Below are 19,869 nucleotides of genomic sequence, written 5' to 3' on the forward strand. Positions count from 1 at the left end.
TGCTTGTGTCCCTTATTATTCATAGAGAAAGCATGCCGGATTGCGGCTAATGATGAGTAAAAGGAAATCCATTGCAGATGATTGTGCGCATACTGCTGGTGTTTATCACCCTGTTCACCTTCGGTGTGCAGGCGCAGGCTATTAAGGAAAGCTATGCCTTTGCAGTACTGGGAGAACCCAGATATGCCTTTAATTTCAACAATTTTGATTATGTTAATCCTGCCGCGCCAAAAGGCGGGCAGATAACGTTATCCTCCATTGGCACCTTCGATAATTTCAACCGCTATGCACTACGCGGAAACCCCGGTGCACGTACCGAGCAGTTGTACGACACACTATTTACCACCTCCGATGACGAGCCGGGCAGTTATTACCCGCTAATTGCCGAAAGCGCGCGCTATGCCGACGATTATTCCTGGGTTGAAGTTGCTATTAATCCACGCGCCCGTTTTCATGATGGTTCGCCCATTACTGCCCGCGATGTTGAGTTCACTTTTCAAAAGTTTATGACTGAAGGCGTGCCGCAATTTCGCCTGGTATACAAAGGCACCACAGTTAAAGCCATTGCGCCGTTAACCGTGCGCATCGAATTAGCTAAACCCGGCAAAGAAGATATGCTTAGCCTGTTTTCACTGCCGGTATTTCCAGAAAAATACTGGGAGGGTCACAAACTGAGCGACCCGCTCGCTACGCCTCCACTTGCCAGTGGTCCGTATCGCATTACGGCCTGGAAAATGGGGCAAAATATTGTCTATTCCCGCGTGAAAGATTACTGGGCGGCAAACTTACCGGTAAACCGTGGACGCTGGAATTTCGACACCATTCGCTACGATTATTACCTTGACGATAACGTCGCTTTTGAAGCATTTAAAGCTGGTGCCTTTGATTTGCGCATGGAAAACGACGCCAAAAACTGGGCCACGCGCTATACCGGTAAAAATTTCGACAAAAAATACATTATCAAAGATGAGCAAAAGAACGAATCAGCCCAGGATACACGCTGGCTGGCGTTTAATATTCAGCGCCCGGTATTCAACGATCGCCGGGTTAGGGAAGCCATCACCCTCGCCTTCGACTTTGAATGGATGAACAAGGCCTTGTTTTACAATGCCTGGAGTCGCACTAACAGCTATTTTCAGAATACCGAATACGCTGCCAGAAATTACCCCGACGCTGCGGAACTGGTGCTGTTGGCACCAATGAAAAAAGATCTACCGCCAGAGGTGTTCACACAAATCTACCAGCCGCCAGAATCCAAAGGCGATGGCTACGACCGTGATAATCTGTTAAAAGCCGACAAACTTCTCAACGAAGCAGGCTGGGTACTGAAGGGTCAGCAACGCGTTAACGCTACGACGGGTCAGCTTCTCAGCTTTGAATTATTGCTTCCAGCCAGCAGTAATAGCCAGTGGGTATTGCCGTTCCAGCACAGCCTGCAACGGCTTGGTATCAACATGGACATTCGCAAGGTGGATAACTCACAAATCACCAACCGAATGCGCAGCCGCGACTATGACATGATGCCACGCGTGTGGCGGGCGATGCCGTGGCCCAGCTCCGATTTACAGATTTCCTGGTCATCGGAATATATCAACTCTACTTATAATGCTCCCGGCGTACAAAGTCCGGTCATCGACTCGCTGATCAACCAAATTATTGCCGCCCAGGGAAATAAAGAAAAATTACTGCCGTTGGGGCGCGCCCTGGATCGCGTATTAACGTGGAATTATTACATGTTGCCGATGTGGTACATGGCGGAAGACCGTCTCGCCTGGTGGGATAAATTCTCCCGCCCGGCAGTGCGTCCCGTTTATAGTCTCGGTATTGATACCTGGTGGTATGACGTCAATAAAGCGGCCAAACTGCCGTCAGCCAGACAACAGGGAGAGTAGATGGGCGCTTACCTGATTCGCCGTCTGTTGCTGGTGATCCCAACGTTATGGGCGATTATCACCATCAACTTTTTTATCGTGCAAATTGCGCCTGGCGGTCCGGTCGACCAGGCCATCGCCGCCATTGAGTTTGGTAATGCCGGAGTATTACCGGGTGCAGGCGGCGAAGGCGTGCGTGCCAGCCATGCACAAACGGGCGTCGGCAACATCAGCGACAGCAACTACCGCGGTGGACGCGGATTGGATCCAGAAGTGATCGCAGAGATCACCCATCGCTACGGTTTCGATAAACCGATCCACGAACGTTACTTCAAAATGCTCCGGGACTACATTTGTTTTGATTTTGGCGACAGCCTGTTTCGTAGCGCCTCAGTGCTGACATTGATTAAAGACAGTCTGCCGGTTTCCATCACCCTCGGATTGTGGAGCACGCTGATTATCTATCTGGTGTCAATTCCGCTGGGTATTCGCAAAGCCGTTTATAACGGTAGTCGCTTTGATGTCTGGAGTAGCGCATTTATTATCATCGGCTACGCTATTCCGGCCTTTTTGTTTGCAATCCTGCTGATTGTCTTCTTCGCGGGCGGCAGTTATTTCGACCTGTTCCCTCTGCGCGGCCTGGTTTCCGCTAATTTTGATTCACTACCGTGGTATCAGAAAATCACCGATTATCTGTGGCACATCACGCTACCCGTGCTGGCGACGGTGATTGGCGGCTTTGCGGCGCTCACCATGCTGACAAAAAACGCCTTTCTTGATGAAGTGCGCAAGCAATATGTGGTTACCGCGCGCGCGAAAGGAGTGAGTGAGAAAAACATTCTCTGGAAACATGTGTTCCGCAACGCCATGCTGCTGGTGATTGCCGGTTTTCCAGCGACTTTCATCAGCATGTTTTTCACCGGTTCGCTGTTGATTGAGGTGATGTTTTCACTCAATGGCCTCGGTTTGCTGGGCTATGAAGCGACCGTCTCGCGCGATTATCCGGTGATGTTTGGCACCTTGTATATTTTCACCCTGATTGGCCTGCTCCTGAATATCGTCAGTGATATCAGCTATACACTGGTCGATCCTCGTATTGATTTTGAGGGACGCTAATGCCGCAACTCAGCCCCGTCAATCAGGCCCGTTGGGCGCGTTTTCGTCATAATCGTCGCGGCTACTGGTCGTTATGGATTTTCCTCTTCTTATTCAGTTTGAGTTTGTGTTCTGAACTGATCGCCAACGATAAACCGTTGCTGGTACGTTATGACGGTAGCTGGTATTTCCCGTTGCTGAAAAACTACAGTGAAAGTGATTTTGGCGGCCCGCTGGCAAGCCAGGCGGATTATCAGGATCCGTGGCTAAAACAACGACTGGAGGATAAAGGCTGGGTACTGTGGGCACCGATTCGCTTTGGTGCTACCAGTATCAATTTTGCGACCGATAAGCCCTTCCCCTCCCCACCCTCACCACAAAACTGGCTGGGGACGGATGCCAACGGCGGCGATGTGCTGGCGCGTATTCTGTATGGCACACGGATCTCGGTTCTGTTTGGTCTGATGCTGACACTCTGTTCCAGTGTGATGGGCGTGCTGGCGGGGGCGCTGCAAGGTTATTACGGCGGAAAAGTGGATCTCTGGGGGCAGCGCTTCATTGAAGTGTGGTCGGGGATGCCGACGCTGTTTCTGATAATTCTGCTTTCCAGTGTCGTTCAACCTAACTTCTGGTGGCTGCTGGCGATTACCGTCTTGTTTGGCTGGATGGGTCTGGTGGGCGTAGTGCGTGCGGAATTTTTGCGTACCCGTAATTTCGACTACATCCGCGCGGCGCAGGCGCTTGGCGTCAGCGATCGCAGTATTATCCTGCGTCATATGTTGCCAAATGCAATGGTCGCTACCCTCACCTTTTTACCGTTTATTTTATGTAGCTCGATCACCACCCTGACCTCGCTCGATTTCCTCGGCTTCGGCTTGCCACTCGGTTCACCATCGCTCGGAGAACTGCTGTTACAAGGGAAAAATAACCTTCAGGCACCGTGGCTTGGGATCACCGCCTTCTTGTCGGTGGCGATATTATTGTCATTGCTGATCTTTATTGGTGAAGCAGTCCGCGACGCATTTGATCCTAATAAGGCGGTGTAGCATGACGCAAACTCTGTTAGCGATTGAAAATTTGTCGGTGGTTTTTCGCCATCAGCAAACCGTTCGCACCGTAGTGAATGATGTTTCGCTACGCATTGAAGCTGGCGAAACGCTGGCGCTGGTGGGTGAGTCTGGCTCCGGCAAGAGCGTTACTGCGCTGTCGATTTTACGTCTTCTCCCTTCCCCGCCTGTTGAATATCTCTCTGGCGATATTCGTTTTCATGGCGAATCGCTGCTTCATGCCAGCGAGCAAACGTTGCGTGGTGTGCGGGGAAATAAGATTGCCATGATTTTCCAGGAGCCGATGGTATCGTTAAACCCATTGCATACTCTGGAAAAACAGCTTTATGAAGTGCTTTCACTGCATCGCGGGATGCGTCGGGAAGCGGCGCGTGGTGAAATCCTTAATTGCCTCGATCGCGTCGGTATCCGCCAGGCAGCAAAACGGCTGACAGACTACCCGCATCAGCTCTCCGGCGGCGAACGTCAGCGGGTGATGATTGCAATGGCGCTACTCACTCGACCGGAATTATTGATTGCTGATGAACCGACTACCGCGCTGGACGTCTCTGTCCAGGCGCAGATTTTGCAATTATTACGCGAACTGCAACATGAACTGAATATGGGCATGTTATTTATTACTCATAACCTCAGCATTGTCAGAAAACTGGCCCACCGCGTGGCAGTGATGCAAAACGGTCGCTGTGTGGAGGAAAATCGCGCCACTGCGCTCTTTGCCTCCCCCGTTCATCCTTACACGCAAAAACTACTCAACAGCGAACCGTCAGGCGATCCAGTGCCGTTGCCAGAGCCAGCCTCAACGTTGCTTGATGTTGAACAGCTTCAGGTCGCTTTCCCCATTCGTAAGGGACTCCTGAAACGCGTCGTCGATCATAACGTGGTGGTGAAAAGCGTCAGTTTTACGCTTCGGGCGGGTGAAACGCTGGGTTTAGTGGGCGAGTCCGGCTCCGGCAAAAGCACCACAGGACTGGCGTTGCTACGATTAATTGACTCTCAGGGCAGCATCGTTTTTGACGGTCAGCCATTGCAAAATCTAACTCGTCGCCAGCTATTGCCCATTCGCCATCGCATTCAGGTGGTATTTCAGGATCCAAACTCCTCACTCAACCCACGACTCAACGTGTTGCAGATTATTGAGGAGGGGTTACGTGTGCATCAACCCACCCTTTCAGCCACGCAACGCGAAGAGCAAGTGAAAGCCGTAATGCAGGAAGTGGGGTTAGATCCTGCAACGCGCCACCGTTATCCGGCGGAGTTCTCGGGAGGTCAACGACAACGTATTGCGATTGCCCGAGCATTGATTCTGAAACCTTCGCTGATCATTCTTGATGAACCAACATCATCGCTCGACAAAACGGTACAGGCGCAAATATTGGCGCTATTGAAATCATTGCAACAAAAGCACCAACTAGCCTATTTGTTTATCAGCCATGATTTGCATGTTGTTCGCGCATTATGTCATCAGGTTATCGTGCTGCGACAGGGAGAAGTAGTGGAACAAGGACCGTGCGCGCGCGTGTTTGCCGCACCACAACAGGAGTATACGCGTCAGCTACTGGCGTTGAGCTGATGCTTAAAAAGGATTGTAGTTTGAGAAAGGTTCGGCAATTGCCACACCAAAATTTTTCAGTCGACAGGTGGCGGCGAACTCATCCTGCCGATTAACAAACAGACATGGCTCACCTTCACACTCCAGTACCGAGCACGGAACTTCAATATCGCTTAATGCCTGGCTGAGTTTGTACATCACCGACCATGCGTTATCGCCATCCGGGCTAAGCAATTTAAGCGCCACCAGGCTGTTGTCACCGCACGGTCCATTTTGCGGAATCGGTTCAACTTTTGAACCTGCGAAACCAGCAGACCAACGATAGTTCTGCGGCAGTCGATGGACGATTGAGAGTTGTAATGAAGTCACTTATTTTCCCCGGAAGCACATTTAATTCACAATTTATTTACATTAATTTTAACACATCATCAACAACCCGTCTTTAAACAGATCGTAAAGATTGATGCCTCGCCTGCGTGGCCTCTATGGCTCTGATTTAAATAATATCTGCGGGCGTGGTCACGTTTGCGGGGCTATATGTACCCGTTTCTGAGATCTAACTCAACCTTTTTAACTACAATGATGTGACTTTTTACATAAATTGATTTTACATAAAACAAACAAATGACGGGGGATTGATAGATTTGTGGTTGATATACATCAACAAAGGAAGCCTTTTAGCTTCCCTGTTGAGCAATAGTTCACCGTTTTTTGGGTCTGCTGGCGTACAAACAGAAGAGAATTGAACTGGTTGCACAGAATGCGATTGACCAAATCATCGGCCATGCGGAATTAAAGGTCGCCAGCGAAAGCAGCGCGCCAACAATTGCGCCAATGCCAAAACGAAAAGTTCCTGCAAGCGACGACGCGGTTCCCGCCATATGAGGGAACTCATCCAGAATTACCGCCATCGCGTTAGAAGACACCATCGATACGCAGCCAACAAACGCCGCCACACCCACTACCAGCGACCAGAATCCTAGCCCCAGTAATGCGCTGATGACCATCCACGCCGCCATAATAAATTGAATCCACAGCCCCGAGCGGAACATATTCAGCGCGCCAATGCGGCGAACAAAGCGACTGTTAAAAATGGTCATCACAAACAGGAAAACAATGTTTAACGCAAAGTAATAACCGAAGTTTTCCGGTGCGACATGGTTAATTTCAATGTAGACAAACGGTCCGGCGCTTAAGAACGAGAACATCCCGGCAAAGCTAAAACCGCTGGCCAACATATAACTCAGGACACGCTTATGGCGGAACAACGCGGCAAAGTTACCAATGGTGGTACGGATGTGAAACGGCTGGCGACGCTCTGGCGGCAAGGTTTCTTTGATCAGGAAGAAGATCATTGCCGAAGCCAGAATCGCCGCTACAGCGAGGATCCAGAAAATATAATGCCAGCTCAACCACACCAGCACCCAGCCGCCAACAATCGGTGCCATCAGCGGCGCGATGGTGGTCACCAGCATAACGAACGACATCATCCGCGAGAACTCTTCTTTCGGGTAAATATCGCGCATCAGGGCATTGATAACGACGCTGGCCGCTGCCGCCGCCAGACCGTGAAAGAAACGCATCACAATCAACTGATCGATGGTTTGCGCCAGCGCGCACGCCACCGCCGCCGCGGCAAACACCAATGTACCACCGAGGACAACCGGCTTGCGCCCGAAGCTATCCGCCATCGGTCCGTAGATTAACTGCCCCAACGCAAACCCCAGAATATAAGTACTCAGAGTCATCTGCGTACTGCCCGCAGGCACACCAAACTGGGCAGAAATCACCGGCAGCGCAGGCAGATACATATCAATCGACAGCGGCATCAACATGGCCAGCAGGCCAAGGATAAAGACAATAGCAAACGACGAATGCTGTCGGGTGGTCACAACTGGCTCCTGAAAGTCATTAAAGTGTTAAACGACGCTGGCAATTTCTTCTTCAGTTAACGGACGATATTCACCGGGTGCTAAATCTGCATCCAGCGTAATGCCGCCAATACGTTCACGGTGCAGTTCAACCACGTGGTTACCCACAGCGGCAAACATACGTTTCACCTGATGATAACGCCCTTCACTAATGGTCAAACGAACCTGCGTTGGGGTAATCACTTCCAGCACCGCAGGCTTAGTGAGATCTTTTTCGTTATGCAGTTGTACACCTTTAGCAAATTGCTCTGCCGTGTCGTCCGCTACGGGTGATTCCAGCGTCACCAGGTACGTTTTCTCGCAATGATGACGTGGAGAAGTAATGCGGTGCGACCACTGACCATCGTCGGTCATCAGCACCAGACCGGTAGTATCGATATCCAGCCGCCCTGCCGCATGCAGTTTCCATGCTACAGGTTCATCAAGAAAATAGAGCACCGTTGGGTGATCCGGGTCATCCGTGGAACAAACATAGCCCTGAGGCTTATTGAGCATGAAGTAACGTGGGCCATGTTGCTGTACCAACGGGTTACCATCGTAAGCCACACTGTGTTCAGGAAGCAGTTTAAACGCTGCATTGCGGACGATTTCGCCATCGACGGTGACACGAGTGCCGCGGATTTCACGCCCGGCAATAGCACGGCTAACGCCGAGTTGCTGTGCGATAAATTTATCAAGTCGCATGTGTGTGATTTTGCCTGTAAAAACGGAGGTCGGGCATTGACCCGAAAATCTGAACTGTTGTCTGCCCAGTATAGCGGTCTAATAACTTCCCTCAAGGGAAAAAGATCCGTGGCATACTATTAGCAGAATAATCTACCTACGCGAGACCATGATTTTTACACTCCGTCCATATCAGCAAGAAGCCGTGGATGCCACGCTCAACCATTTTCGTCGTCATAAAACTCCTGCCGTTATCGTACTCCCTACCGGTGCGGGTAAAAGTCTGGTGATAGCGGAACTGGCACGGCTGGCGCGTGGTCGCGTGCTGGTGCTGGCACACGTCAAAGAACTGGTAGCGCAAAACCATGCAAAATATCAGGCGCTGGGGCTGGAAGCGGATATTTTTGCTGCCGGACTAAAGCGCAAAGAGAGCCTCGGTAAAGTAGTATTTGGCAGCGTACAGTCGGTCGCCCGCAATCTCGACGCCTTTCAGAGTGAATTTTCACTGTTGATTGTCGATGAATGCCATCGTATTGGCGACGACGAAGAGAGCCAGTATCAGCAAATCCTTACTCACCTGACAAAAGTGAATCCCCACTTACGCCTGCTGGGGCTGACTGCCACGCCCTTTCGGCTGGGGAAAGGCTGGATCTATCAGTTTCATTATCACGGCATGGTGCGCGGCGACGAGAAAGCCCTTTTCCGGGACTGCATTTATGAGTTACCGCTGCGCTATATGATTAAACACGGTTATCTGACACCACCGGAACGGCTGGATATGCCGGTAGTGCAATATGATTTCAGCCGCTTACAGGCACAGAGCAACGGGCTGTTCAGCGAAGCTGATCTCAACCGCGAGCTGAAAAAACAGCAACGCATTACGCCACACATTATTAGCCAGATTATGGAGTTCGCCGCAACGCGCAAAGGGGTGATGATTTTCGCCGCGACGGTCGAACACGCAAAAGAGATCGTTGGTCTACTGCCCGCCGAAGATGCCGCGCTTATTACCGGCGACACGCCCGGCGCTGAACGTGATGTATTAATTGAAGATTTTAAAGCCCAGCGTTTTCGCTACCTGGTCAACGTTGCGGTACTGACCACCGGATTTGACGCGCCACATGTCGATCTTATCGCCATTCTGCGCCCTACCGAATCGGTAAGTCTTTACCAACAAATTGTCGGGCGTGGTCTGCGTCTGGCTCCGGGTAAGACAGATTGCTTAATTCTTGATTATGCAGGTAACCCTCACGATCTCTACGCCCCGGAAGTAGGTACGCCGAAAGGCAAAAGTGACAACGTCCCGGTGCAGGTTTTCTGCCCTGCCTGCGGCTTTGCCAACACGTTTTGGGGTAAAACAACCGCCGACGGCACATTGATTGAACACTTTGGTCGCCGTTGTCAGGGATGGTTCGAAGATGACGACGGGCATCGCGAACAGTGTGATTTTCGCTTCCGCTTTAAAAACTGCCCCCAGTGCAATGCAGAAAATGACATTGCCGCGCGCCGCTGCCGCGAGTGCGACACCATTCTGGTTGATCCGGATGATATGTTAAAAGCGGCGCTACGGTTGAAAGATGCTCTGGTGCTACGCTGTAGCGGCATGTCTTTACAGCATGGGCACGATGAAAAAGGCGAATGGCTGAAAATCACCTATTACGATGAAGATGGTGCTGATGTGAGTGAGCGCTTCCGTCTGCAAACACCCGCCCAGCGAACCGCCTTCGAGCAGCTTTTTATCCGCCCGCATACGCGCACACCGGGCATCCCTCTGCGCTGGATAACCGCCGCCGATATCCTCGCCCAGCAAGCGTTGCTGCGCCACCCGGATTTTGTCGTTGCACGAATGAAAGGCCAGTACTGGCAGGTTCGTGAAAAAGTGTTCGATTACGAAGGCCGTTTTCGTCGGGCGCACGAATTACGCGGTTAATGGTAGTTTTGATTGATGTGAAAGGCGTTTGAGTATAGAATCTCGCCCGCTTTTGCATACGCAAAGCAGATCACTTACCTGTTGCTGGGTCGCCTGTAGCAGGAATCAATTAAGAGAGAAAGAAATGTTTACTATCAACGCAGAAGTACGTAAAGAGCAGGGTAAGGGTGCGAGCCGCCGCCTGCGTGCCGCTAACAAATTCCCGGCAATCATCTACGGTGGCAACGAAGCGCCGCTGGCAATTGAGCTGGATCACGACAAAGTCATGAACATGCAAGTTAAAGCTGAATTTTACAGCGAAGTTCTGACCATCGTTGTTGACGGTAAAGAAATCAAAGTTAAAGCTCAGGATGTACAGCGTCACCCGTACAAACCGAAGCTGCAGCACATCGACTTCGTTCGCGCTTAATTGCTGAATAAGTTGTAAGAAACCCCGCTCCGGCGGGGTTTTTTGTATCTGCAGATTATGCCTGATGCGACGCTGCTCGTCTTATAAGGCCTACGGTATGGTTGTTTTTTGTCGGCCAGATAAAGCGTTCACACCGTATCTGGCATTCATAACACCAAACCGATTAATTGCTGCCAGAAGTCCGGCGCTGCAATTGATCGCGCAGATTCGGCGGTGTGCCCTTAATGGTCAGTGTATCGGTCGCCGGATCCCAAAAAATCCGTTCACCTAACAGCATCGCATCAAAGTTAATGGTCAAGCCACCGCCGCTACCGGCAAACTTCGTCAACTGACGCAGTGTGCTGCGGTCTGCCGGGAAGCTCTCTTCCAGTTCATACCCTTTTTCAGCCGCAAATTCCGTGAAGCTCACTTCGCTGACGCCCGCCAGCTCTTTTGACAGCGATTCCAGCTCGATTTCTTCGCCCGCCTGCAATTGCTCATTACAGTAGCTATAAACCTGCTGGCGAACATTTTGCCGTTCTGCTTTATCCAGTTGCGCTTCGGCAGTGAAATCATCAACCGCCTGCAACAAACCGCGGTTTTGCGCTTTCGCATTCAACCCTTCGCTGGCACCGAGGAAGTCCATAAAGAAATCAGCCACTTTGCGCCCTACTCGTCCTTTCAGGAAAGTCAGATAACGGGTCGATTCTGGGTTAGTTTCCCACTCGGTCAAATCGATACGCGCCACAATATCCGCATGATTGATATCAAGATAATGGGTCGGGTTGATGTCGAGGTTTTCGTTAACGCGCATACTGCTTAAATTGTTCAGCACGCAAATCAGCAGATACTCCACAGCCAGATAACGGTAGTGGCAAAACAGCACAAAACCGCCGTCAGCAAAGGGGTATTTCGCCAGCTCGTCACGCAGGCGACCGGTTGCCGCGCGGCTAAATGCCAGAAAATCTTCTTCGCCCTGGCGCTGCAAACGTAACGCCTGCGCCAGTTCACTCTCTTCGTTGAACAAGCCGTAGGCTTTATTTTTAGCGCTATAGACCCGATGCAGTTCTGCCACCATCTCAACGACGGTTTCCGTCGGCTCCAGCAATGAATCGCGCAACACCAGCTCAAGGTTCTGCTCATCACGCTTGATAAGCTGGTGCAGAGCAATCTGGTTGATATCCAGACTCATGATAAACTCTCCTTTAAGACCGGGCGGTATTCAATCACCGCCGGTAAAGCGACGCAATAAAAGATGGCAGCCATTTTACAGAAGGCAGCGTAACGCGAATGATTTAAAGTATAAAAAAGCAGAAAAAAAACCGTTGCTACGGTAATATGTTGCCCTTTCATCAACTAACTGATTTCGATTTATGCCACAAATTTCCCGCTACAGTGATGAACAGGTTGAACAATTGCTCGCAGAGCTGCTCAACGTACTGGAAAAACATAAGGCTCCGACCGACCTTTCCCTGATGGTGTTAGGCAACATGGTCACTAACCTTATCAATACCAGCATTGCCCCGGCTCAACGCCAGGCGATTGCCAACTCTTTTGCCCGCGCCTTGCAGTCCTCGATCAACGAAGACAAAGCGCACTAAGGGAAACAGATAACAGGTTATGGTAACTCATCATCAGCGCTACCGTGAAAAAGTATCCCAAATGGTCAGTTGGGGGCACTGGTTTGCACTGTTCAATATTCTGCTTTCACTCGTCATAGGCAGCCGTTACCTGTTTATCGCTGACTGGCCGACAACACTTGCTGGTCGTATTTATTCCTACGTAAGCATTATCGGCCATTTCAGCTTCCTGGTGTTCGCCACCTACTTGCTGATCCTCTTCCCGCTGACCTTTATCATCGGCTCCCAGAGGCTGATGAGGTTTTTATCCGTCATTCTGGCAACGGCGGGAATGACGCTGTTACTGATCGACAGCGAAGTCTTTACTCGTTTCCATCTCCATCTTAATCCCATCGTCTGGCAGTTGGTTATCAACCCGGACGAGAATGAGATGGCGCGCGACTGGCAACTGATGTTCATCAGCGTGCCGGTTATTTTATTGCTTGAACTGGTGTTTGCGACGTGGAGTTGGCAAAAGCTGCGCAGCCTGACACGTCGTCGGCGCTTCGCCCGTCCGCTGGCCGCATTCTTATTTATCGCCTTTATCGCCTCGCACGTGGTGTATATCTGGGCCGATGCCAATTTCTATCGCCCAATCACCATGCAGCGCGCCAATCTGCCGCTTTCGTATCCGATGACGGCGCGACGTTTTCTTGAGAAGCATGGCCTGCTTGATGCACAGGAGTATCAACGCCGTCTTATTGAGCAAGGCAATCCGGACGCCGTTTCCGTACAGTATCCGTTAAGCGAACTGCGCTACCGCGATATGGGCACCGGACAGAACGTCTTGCTGATTACTGTCGATGGCCTGAACTATTCACGCTATGAGAAACAGATGCCTGCACTGGCGGGTTTTGCCGAGCAAAATATTTCATTCACACGCCATATGAGTTCGGGCAACACCACCGACAACGGCATCTTTGGCCTGTTCTATGGCATCTCGCCAAGTTATATGGATGGCATTCTGTCGACCCGCACGCCTGCGGCGTTAATTACCGCGCTTAACCAGCAAGGCTATCAGCTTGGGTTATTCTCATCCGATGGCTTTACCAGCCCGTTGTATCGCCAGGCATTGTTGTCAGACTTCTCAATGCCAAGCGTTCGCACGCAATCCGATGCTCAGACCGCCACGCAGTGGATCAACTGGCTGAGCCGCTACGCGCAAGAAGATAATCGCTGGTTCTCATGGGTATCTTTCAATGGCACCAACATTGACGATAGCAACCAGCAAGCATTTACCCATAAATATAGCCGGGCAGCAGGCAATGTTGATGAGCAGATCAACCGCGTGTTAAATGCGCTGCGTGATTCTGGCAAGCTGGACAATACGGTGGTGATTATTACTGCCGGTCGGGGTATTCCACTGAGCGAAGAGGAAGAAACCTTTGACTGGTCCCACGGTCATCTTCAGGTGCCGTTAGTGATCCACTGGCCGGGCACACCGGCGCAGCGTATTAATACCCTGACCGATCATACCGATCTAATGACCACGTTGATGCAACGCCTGCTGCACGTCAGTACGCCTGCCAGCGAATATTCGCAAGGTCAGGATTTGTTCAATCCTGAACGCCGTCATTATTGGGTTACCGCAGCGGATAACGATACGCTGGCAATCACCACGCCAAAAATGACGCTGGTGCTGAACAATAATGGTAAATACCGCACTTACAACTTACATGGTGAAAGAGTGAAAGACGAAAAACCACAGTTAAGTTTGTTATTGCAGGTGCTGACAGACGAGAAGCGTTTCATCGCTAACTGATTAATTATAAATCAGTTAGCAAAATATCTTACTTGCAATCGGTGTGGAAAACGGTAGTATTAGCAGCCACGAGTCGGCACGTAGCGCAGCCTGGTAGCGCACCGTCATGGGGTGTCGGGGGTCGGAGGTTCAAATCCTCTCGTGCCGACCAAAAATCCCTTAAGAACCAGCCTGTTATGGCTGGTTTTTTTATATCTACACGTTGTCCCGCAACCCACACTTGCAGTTTTACTACATGCCCATACATAAAATGGGGTAACATTCACGCGCCTGGTAGCGTTTCCAACGCTACGCTCAAACATAATGATTCTAATAAAACCTCAGGAGACTACTATGCCTGAAGCAACGCCTTTTCAGGTGCTGATTGTGGATGATCATCCACTTATGCGACGCGGTGTTCGTCAGTTACTGGAACTTGATCCTGGCTTTGAAGTGGTCGCTGAAGCGGGCGACGGCGCAAGTGCTATCGATCTGGCGAATCGACTGGATATCGACGTGATCTTGTTGGATCTGAATATGAAAGGCATGAGTGGCCTGGATACCCTCAATGCCTTGCGCAGGGATGGCGTTACCGCGCAAATTATTATTCTGACCGTTTCAGATGCCTCCAGTGATGTGTTTGCGTTGATAGACGCAGGCGCTGACGGTTATCTGTTGAAAGATAGCGACCCGGAAGTACTGCTGGAAGCGATTCGCGCCGGGGCAAAAGGCAGCAAAGTCTTTAGCGAACGCGTCAATCAGTACTTACGCGAACGTGAAATGTTTGGCGCAGAGGAAGATCCCTTCAGTGTGTTGACGGAGCGTGAACTGGATGTTCTGCACGAACTGGCGCAGGGGCTGTCGAATAAGCAGATTGCCTCAGTGTTGAATATTTCCGAGCAAACAGTGAAAGTACACATTCGCAATCTGCTGCGTAAACTCAATGTCCGCTCACGCGTGGCAGCAACTATTTTGTTCCTGCAACAACGCGGGGCACAGTAAAAAAAGCCCGATGGCGTCACCATCGGGCCTCTTCTTATTTACTTTGTTGCGGCGACAAATGCTGCATCGCCTGCGCGATACTGCGTTCAATCACCGCTCGACGGGTATCGTTGGCGGGTAAGAGCTTCAACATCATCTCCCACGCAGCAACGGCTTCGCCAAATCGCTGCTGTTCAAAGGCGTTAAACGCATACATGCTTAACACACGAATATTGCTGTGGTCGCTTCTCACCAGTTGGCGTAACAACTCTCCACCCAGGCGGTTGTCGTTGGGATCAGAAGAACGCGTCAGTGCTTCAGCATAACCCAGCGCCGCATCACTATTTTTCGGGTCGAGGCGATACGCGTTAGCATACGCATCGATCGCAATACTGGCATTACCCAGCGCCATCCCAATGCGACCCAGCATAATCCAGCCTTCAATATCTCCCGGATTTTTTTGCAGTTGAGTACGCATCCCCAGCGCGAGGCGCGACATCTCTTCTTCATTCAACGGTTCAGCTTTCGGATCCAGCGCCCTGTCCAGCAGTGCCGGAGCCTGCACCATGGCCTGCTGCCAGGCTTTTACCTGCTGATAATTGCCGGTCTGGTAGTAACTGACGCCAGCCACAACTAACGCCACCACAATACCCGGCAGATAAACAACATATCCGGCACGCTTACCTTCCGGCATGCTTTGTTCGGGAAACTCCTCCTGCGCCACATGCACCCGACGTCGCGAACGGGAGTAAATCACCCAGCCGCCAATGCCAATAGCCACCACCGGTAGCACCCACAGCAGCACGGTCAGCGGCGTTAACGGCGGATCGTAAGTAACGAAGTTGCCGTAACGCGCCACCATATAATCAACAATCTCTTTCTTACCCTTGCCTTCCTGCATCAGTTCGTACACTTTCTGTCGCAGGTCGGTGGCAATCATCGAGTTGGAATCGGCAATGCTGTTGTTCTGGCATTTCGGGCAGCGCAGTTCTTCAGTGAGCTGACGGAACTGTTGTTCCTGAGCTTCATCCTTAAACTGCAACACGTCGATGGTCGCCAGTGCCGAGCTGGAGATCATCAGCATCAGCACGCCCAATAAAAACCTCATTGTGCGGCCTCCTTACTGTATTTCTCCCATAGCGGCTTGATTTCTTCTTGCCAGACGCGGGGATTGAGATCGCCCGCATGGCGATAGCGAATGATGCCGTTGCCGTCGATGAGGAACGTTTCTGGCGCGCCATAGACACCGAGATCCAGCCCTAACATGCCGTCGCCGTCAAACAGACTTAACGCGTAAGGATTGCCCAGCTCTTTCAGCCAGCTAATCGCTTTCTGCCTGTCGTCTTTATAGTTCATACCGACCACGCGGATACCCTGCGCAGAAAGCTGATTCAGGTATTGATGTTCCGCACGGCAGGTCGGGCACCAGGTCGCCCAGACGTTCAGCAGCACCGGCTTGCCCTGAGTCAGCACGTCCGCCTGATAAAACTGACCTGGATTATCCAGTGATTCAAGGCGAAACTTCGGCACTGGCTTGCCAATAAGCGCCGATTCCAGATTGGTCGGATCATCTCCTTCAGCATTACGTGCCAATTGCCACAGCAACGCTGCAGCAATCGCCAGGAAGATAATCAAAGGAATTAACAATACTTTGCGCTTCATACAGCCTCCGGCGCAGTTTTTTGCGGGTTCACGCGCTTGCGATAACGAGGATCAAACAGGCACAGTAGCCCCCCCAACGCCATCATCAGTCCGCCCGCCCAGATCCAGCGAACAAACGGTTTGTAGTAAAGACGTACAGCCCACGCACCGTTTTCCAGCTCTTCACCGAGCGCCGCGTACAGGTCACGGGTGATGCCGCCATCAATTGCCGCTTCGGTCATCATCGAACCAGCGGTGTTGTAATAACGTTTTTCTGCATACAACACCGTTTCCGGTTTGCCGTCACGCGTCACGCCGATTGTCGCCACGCCGCCACGCCAGTTCGGACCGCTAACGTCTTTTACGTCGCGGAATGTGAAACGATACTCATGAATATCGACGCTATCGCCAGACTTCATGCGTACGTCACGCTCAACGCTATAGTTCTGACTGAAGGCGATACCAACAATTGTCACTGCAAGCCCCAGGTGGGCCGCCACCATTCCCCAGTAGCTGAAGGTAGTTTTGGTGCCACGCGAAATACGCAGCGCCGCTTCGGCAATCGCCAGCACACCAATCCAGCAGGCCATTGCCAGACCGAGTACCGTCATCGCCACGACTTTGCTTTCGAACAGCCACGGCAACAGCAACGACAACGCCAGCGTGCTAATAAAGGCGATAATCAACAAATTGCGGATTTTACGCGGACGATCGCGCCCCCAGCGCACCAGCGGGCCAACGCCAAGCAACAACGCAAACGGCACCATCAGCCAGGTAAACATGGTGTTGAAGAACGGTTCGCCAATCGAAATGCTGCCCAGCCCGAGTTGCTTATGCACCAGCGGCAGCAGCGTCCCCAGCAGTACCACCAGCATCGCGGCGACCAGCAAAACGTTGTTCGCTAACAACAGAGATTCCCGCGACCACAGCGCATTGTTTACGCGTGAGCGAACTTTGTGTCCACGCGCGGCAAACAGCAGCAGCGAACCGCCAATCACCAGCACCATAAAGGCGAGGATAAACATGCCGCGCGCCGGGTCAGACGCAAATGCATGTACCGATACCAGCACGCCGGAGCGCACAAGGAAAGTTCCCAGCAGACACAACGAGAAGGCACTGATTGCCAGCAATAATGTCCACGCTTTGAAGCTGGCACGTTGTTCAGTCACCGCCAGCGAGTGCATCAGCGCAGTACCCACCAGCCACGGCATAAACGAGGCGTTTTCTACTGGATCCCAGAACCACCAGCCGCCCCAACCAAGTTCGTAATAAGCCCACGCAGAACCAAGTACGATGCCAAGCGTCAGGAAGATCCACGCCGCCAGCGTCCAGGGACGGGTAAAACGTGCGTAGGTGCTGTCCAGACGTCCGCTCAATAAAGATGCAATGGCAAAAGCAAACGCCACCGAGAAACCGACGTAACCCATATAGAGCAGAGGCGGATGGAAGATCAGTCCTGGATCCTGCAACAGCGGGTTAAGATCACGCCCTTCAATCGGGAAGTTCGGCAGCGTGCGGGAGAACGGGTTAGAGGTAAAGAGAATGAACAGCAAAAAGCCGACGCTGACCATTCCCATTATCGCCAGTACGCGGGCAACGATATCCAGCGGAATACGCTGGCTAAAAATCGCTACCGCAAAGGTCCAGCCGCTCATCAGCAGCACCCACAGCAGCAGCGAGCCTTCATGCGCGCCCCAGGTGGCCGCCACGCGATACCACACCGGAAGCTGGGTATTAGAGTTGCTGGCCACGTAGGTGACGGTGAAGTCGTTCACCACGAACGCATTGACCAGCACCAGAAATGCGCCAGCCACAGACATAAACAGCAACCAGGCAAACAAGCGAGAAGAGGCCATCATGCGCGCATCTCCACGCGCCACGCCCCACAAAGGATAGACGGACAGCAGCAGCGCAATCCCTAATGCCAGGCACAGCAGTCCGTTACCAATTTCCGGCATCATGATGCTGGATCCTTATAAACACTGGCCGGGCGACGGTGATTAGCTTCCATCGCTTTCTCGACTTCTGGCGGTGTGTAGTTTTCATCGTGTTTCGCCAGTACTTCTTTCGCGAGGATATGATTGCCTTTTTCCAGTTCGCCCTGCACCACAACGCCCTGCCCTTCACGGAACAGGTCCGGCAGAATGCCTTCGTAAGAGACATCCACTGAGCCTTCAGCATCGTAAATGGTGAAGGTCACTTTCAGCGAGTCAGGATCGCGCTGCACGCTACCCGGCATCACCATCCCGCCGACGCGCAGACGCTGACCGACTTCCGGCATCTGCTGGGTTTCACGCTTGCCGTAGAGAATTTCCCCCGGCGTATAGAAAAGATCGATATTCGAGCGCAGCGCATACAGCACCAGACCGATAGTCAGCGCCAGCCCCGCCAGCACGGCACAGGCAATCCACAAGCGGTTTTTACGGCGAATATTCATGCAGCCTCCTGCTGTTGCGCAGCACGTAAACGCGCCTCACGCGCCCGTTGTTGCGCCACGCCACGCAGAATTGCGCGATGCTGCATCACCGAGTGCACGACCAACACCACCAGCGGAATAACAGTCATCACTACCGCCAGCCAGACAAAAAAGGCGTAACCGCCCATTGCGAAAAATTCATTCCAGGAAGCAAATGCAGGGGTCATTTACGGCCTCTTTTCAGTATCAGTTCACTCACCCACGGACGGCGTTTTTCCATCAGCAAAATCAAATTACGCATCCGCATTAGCGTCAGCGTGGCAGACAGCAGCAGGAAACCAAAAATCGACCAGCGCAGCGGCGAACGCATCGCCGGATCGATACTTTGCTGCATCCGCGTTGATCCCTGATGCAGGGTGTTCCACCACTCCACGGAGTAATGAATAATCGGCAGGTTTACTACACCAATCAGCACCAGGATCCCCGCCGCACGCCCCGCCAGACGGCGGTCGTCGAAAGCGTGCCACAGCGCAATCACACCAACATACAGAAACAGCAACACCAGTTCAGAGGTCAGACGTGCGTCCCATACCCACCAGGTCCCCCACATCGGTTTTCCCCATGCGGAACCGGTAACCAGGGCAATAAAGGTAAACACGGCACCAATGGGAGCCATCGCCGCCACCGCCAGATTGGCCATTTTCATCTGCCAGACAAGGCCGATAAACGCCGCCACCGCCATTGAGGCATAAATGCCCATCGACCAGATCGCCGCAGGCACATGCAGATAGATAATGCGGTAGCTATTTCCCTGCTGATAATCAGCCGGAGCGAAGCCGAATCCCCAGATCCAGCCAACGGTAAGCACGACCACACTGGCGATTGCCAGCCACGGTATAAACCAGCCACAGATTTGGTACAGCCGTGGTGGGATCGCCAGTTGATGCAGTGTTTTCCACATAGTTTCGATACCAGAC

19 protein-coding genes and 1 tRNA gene are annotated in these 19,869 nt (G+C 52.0%); 10 read left to right on the forward strand and 10 right to left on the reverse strand.

Annotated elements, in window-relative coordinates:
* The first annotated feature begins 77 nt into the window (after positions 1-77).
* The 4 genes from A1WG_RS19925 to yejF are packed head-to-tail and all read left to right on the forward strand — an operon-like array spanning position 78 to position 5,603.
* Complete coding sequence (locus tag A1WG_RS19925) at positions 78-1,892, forward strand: extracellular solute-binding protein (RefSeq protein ID WP_001516725.1); 1,815 nt, start codon at positions 78-80, stop codon at positions 1,890-1,892.
* Positions 1,893-2,987 (forward strand): microcin C ABC transporter permease YejB, encoded by a 1,095-nt coding sequence (locus A1WG_RS19920; protein WP_000501591.1) that lies wholly within the window; start codon positions 1,893-1,895, stop codon positions 2,985-2,987. It begins immediately after the preceding gene.
* Complete coding sequence (locus A1WG_RS19915; RefSeq protein ID WP_001516726.1) at positions 2,987-4,012, forward strand: ABC transporter permease; 1,026 nt, start codon at positions 2,987-2,989, stop codon at positions 4,010-4,012. The genes A1WG_RS19920 and A1WG_RS19915 overlap by 1 nt, the downstream gene beginning before the upstream one ends.
* 1 nt (position 4,013) lies before the next feature.
* Complete coding sequence (gene yejF / locus A1WG_RS19910) at positions 4,014-5,603, forward strand: microcin C ABC transporter ATP-binding protein YejF (protein ID WP_001516727.1); 1,590 nt, start codon at positions 4,014-4,016, stop codon at positions 5,601-5,603.
* Positions 5,604-5,606: 3 nt separating this feature from the next.
* Here the strand turns inward: yejF and A1WG_RS19905 are convergent, their stop codons facing one another.
* The 3 genes from A1WG_RS19905 to rsuA all read right to left on the reverse strand — a co-directional run bounded on the left by A1WG_RS19905 (position 5,607) and on the right by rsuA (position 8,197).
* Entirely contained in the window at positions 5,607-5,951 is a 345-nt protein-coding gene (locus A1WG_RS19905; protein ID WP_000202798.1) for a YejG family protein, read from the reverse strand.
* Between the two features lie 332 nt (positions 5,952-6,283).
* Positions 6,284-7,474 (reverse strand): multidrug efflux MFS transporter Bcr, encoded by a 1,191-nt coding sequence (gene bcr, locus A1WG_RS19900; RefSeq protein ID WP_000213385.1) that lies wholly within the window; start codon positions 7,472-7,474, stop codon positions 6,284-6,286.
* Positions 7,475-7,501: 27 nt separating this feature from the next.
* The gene (gene rsuA / locus A1WG_RS19895) at positions 7,502-8,197 is read right to left on the reverse strand and encodes a 16S rRNA pseudouridine(516) synthase RsuA (RefSeq protein WP_001234858.1); all 696 of its coding nucleotides are present in this window, start codon (positions 8,195-8,197) and stop codon (positions 7,502-7,504) included.
* 148 nt (positions 8,198-8,345) lie between these two features.
* Between rsuA and A1WG_RS19890 the strand changes: the two genes are divergently transcribed.
* Both A1WG_RS19890 and rplY read left to right on the forward strand, forming a co-directional pair.
* Complete coding sequence (locus tag A1WG_RS19890) at positions 8,346-10,106, forward strand: DNA repair helicase RadD (protein ID WP_001516728.1); 1,761 nt, start codon at positions 8,346-8,348, stop codon at positions 10,104-10,106.
* 124 nt (positions 10,107-10,230) lie between these two features.
* Positions 10,231-10,515, forward strand: a complete 285-nt coding sequence (gene rplY, locus A1WG_RS19885; protein WP_000494188.1) for a 50S ribosomal protein L25 — start codon at positions 10,231-10,233, stop codon at positions 10,513-10,515.
* Positions 10,516-10,678: 163 nt separating this feature from the next.
* Here the strand turns inward: rplY and yejK are convergent, their stop codons facing one another.
* Positions 10,679-11,686, reverse strand: a complete 1,008-nt coding sequence (yejK, locus tag A1WG_RS19880) for a nucleoid-associated protein YejK (protein WP_000050774.1) — start codon at positions 11,684-11,686, stop codon at positions 10,679-10,681.
* Positions 11,687-11,867: 181 nt separating this feature from the next.
* Here yejK and A1WG_RS19875 point away from each other — a divergent pair, with 181 nt between their 5' ends.
* From A1WG_RS19875 to narP, 4 genes are all read left to right on the forward strand, one after another.
* Positions 11,868-12,095 (forward strand): YejL family protein, encoded by a 228-nt coding sequence (locus A1WG_RS19875; RefSeq protein ID WP_001135667.1) that lies wholly within the window; start codon positions 11,868-11,870, stop codon positions 12,093-12,095.
* A 19-nt stretch (positions 12,096-12,114) separates the two neighbouring features.
* A complete protein-coding gene (gene yejM / locus A1WG_RS19870) occupies positions 12,115-13,875 on the forward strand; it encodes an LPS biosynthesis-modulating metalloenzyme YejM (RefSeq protein WP_000256124.1) in 1,761 nt (586 codons plus the stop codon).
* Between the two features lie 74 nt (positions 13,876-13,949).
* Positions 13,950-14,026, forward strand: a tRNA-Pro gene (locus A1WG_RS19865).
* Between the two features lie 182 nt (positions 14,027-14,208).
* Entirely contained in the window at positions 14,209-14,856 is a 648-nt protein-coding gene (gene narP, locus A1WG_RS19860) for a nitrate/nitrite response regulator protein NarP (protein WP_001516729.1), read from the forward strand.
* A 34-nt stretch (positions 14,857-14,890) separates the two neighbouring features.
* On the opposite strand, the gene ccmH is transcribed toward narP, so the two are convergent.
* From ccmH to ccmC, 6 genes are read right to left on the reverse strand one after another with little or no spacing between them, the layout of a single operon-like run.
* The gene (gene ccmH / locus A1WG_RS19855) at positions 14,891-15,943 is read right to left on the reverse strand and encodes a cytochrome c-type biogenesis thiol:disulfide oxidoreductase CcmH (protein ID WP_001516730.1); all 1,053 of its coding nucleotides are present in this window, start codon (positions 15,941-15,943) and stop codon (positions 14,891-14,893) included.
* Positions 15,940-16,497 carry a thiol:disulfide interchange protein DsbE gene (dsbE, locus tag A1WG_RS19850; RefSeq protein WP_000824445.1) on the reverse strand — a complete coding sequence of 186 codons (558 nt, stop codon included), beginning with the start codon at positions 16,495-16,497 and terminating at the stop codon, positions 15,940-15,942. Before dsbE ends, ccmH begins: the two co-directional genes overlap by 4 nt.
* On the reverse strand, positions 16,494-18,437 hold the full coding sequence (ccmF, locus tag A1WG_RS19845) for a cytochrome c-type biogenesis heme lyase CcmF (protein WP_001516731.1): 1,944 nt from the start codon (positions 18,435-18,437) through the stop codon (positions 16,494-16,496). The genes dsbE and ccmF overlap by 4 nt, the downstream gene beginning before the upstream one ends.
* Positions 18,434-18,913 carry a cytochrome c maturation protein CcmE gene (ccmE, locus tag A1WG_RS19840; protein WP_001026411.1) on the reverse strand — a complete coding sequence of 160 codons (480 nt, stop codon included), beginning with the start codon at positions 18,911-18,913 and terminating at the stop codon, positions 18,434-18,436. The genes ccmF and ccmE overlap by 4 nt, the downstream gene beginning before the upstream one ends.
* Positions 18,910-19,119, reverse strand: a complete 210-nt coding sequence (gene ccmD / locus A1WG_RS19835; protein ID WP_000186540.1) for a heme exporter protein CcmD — start codon at positions 19,117-19,119, stop codon at positions 18,910-18,912. Before ccmD ends, ccmE begins: the two co-directional genes overlap by 4 nt.
* Entirely contained in the window at positions 19,116-19,853 is a 738-nt protein-coding gene (gene ccmC / locus A1WG_RS19830; RefSeq protein WP_001295447.1) for a heme exporter protein CcmC, read from the reverse strand. The genes ccmD and ccmC overlap by 4 nt, the downstream gene beginning before the upstream one ends.
* Positions 19,854-19,869: the final 16 nt, after the last annotated feature.

The sequence above is a fragment of the Escherichia sp. KTE96 genome (assembly GCF_000408525.1).
Lineage (GTDB): Bacteria > Pseudomonadota > Gammaproteobacteria > Enterobacterales > Enterobacteriaceae > Escherichia > Escherichia marmotae.

Excerpts from the sequence above, each read along its gene's own strand:
- A1WG_RS19925 (WP_001516725.1), top strand. The coding sequence starts at position 78 with ATGATTGTGCGCATACTGCTGGTGTTTATCACCCTGTTCACCTTCGGT.
- A1WG_RS19920 (WP_000501591.1), top strand. The coding sequence starts at position 1,893 with ATGGGCGCTTACCTGATTCGCCGTCTGTTGCTGGTGATCCCAACGTTA.
- A1WG_RS19915 (WP_001516726.1), top strand. The coding sequence starts at position 2,987 with ATGCCGCAACTCAGCCCCGTCAATCAGGCCCGTTGGGCGCGTTTTCGT.
- yejF (WP_001516727.1), top strand. The coding sequence starts at position 4,014 with ATGACGCAAACTCTGTTAGCGATTGAAAATTTGTCGGTGGTTTTTCGC.
- rsuA (WP_001234858.1), bottom strand. The coding sequence starts at position 8,197 with ATGCGACTTGATAAATTTATCGCACAGCAACTCGGCGTTAGCCGTGCT.
- A1WG_RS19890 (WP_001516728.1), top strand. The coding sequence starts at position 8,346 with ATGATTTTTACACTCCGTCCATATCAGCAAGAAGCCGTGGATGCCACG.
- rplY (WP_000494188.1), top strand. The coding sequence starts at position 10,231 with ATGTTTACTATCAACGCAGAAGTACGTAAAGAGCAGGGTAAGGGTGCG.
- yejK (WP_000050774.1), bottom strand. The coding sequence starts at position 11,686 with ATGAGTCTGGATATCAACCAGATTGCTCTGCACCAGCTTATCAAGCGT.
- A1WG_RS19875 (WP_001135667.1), top strand. The coding sequence starts at position 11,868 with ATGCCACAAATTTCCCGCTACAGTGATGAACAGGTTGAACAATTGCTC.
- yejM (WP_000256124.1), top strand. The coding sequence starts at position 12,115 with ATGGTAACTCATCATCAGCGCTACCGTGAAAAAGTATCCCAAATGGTC.
- narP (WP_001516729.1), top strand. The coding sequence starts at position 14,209 with ATGCCTGAAGCAACGCCTTTTCAGGTGCTGATTGTGGATGATCATCCA.
- ccmH (WP_001516730.1), bottom strand. The coding sequence starts at position 15,943 with ATGAGGTTTTTATTGGGCGTGCTGATGCTGATGATCTCCAGCTCGGCA.
- dsbE (WP_000824445.1), bottom strand. The coding sequence starts at position 16,497 with ATGAAGCGCAAAGTATTGTTAATTCCTTTGATTATCTTCCTGGCGATT.
- ccmF (WP_001516731.1), bottom strand. The coding sequence starts at position 18,437 with ATGATGCCGGAAATTGGTAACGGACTGCTGTGCCTGGCATTAGGGATT.
- ccmE (WP_001026411.1), bottom strand. The coding sequence starts at position 18,913 with ATGAATATTCGCCGTAAAAACCGCTTGTGGATTGCCTGTGCCGTGCTG.
- ccmD (WP_000186540.1), bottom strand. The coding sequence starts at position 19,119 with ATGACCCCTGCATTTGCTTCCTGGAATGAATTTTTCGCAATGGGCGGT.
- ccmC (WP_001295447.1), bottom strand. The coding sequence starts at position 19,853 with ATGTGGAAAACACTGCATCAACTGGCGATCCCACCACGGCTGTACCAA.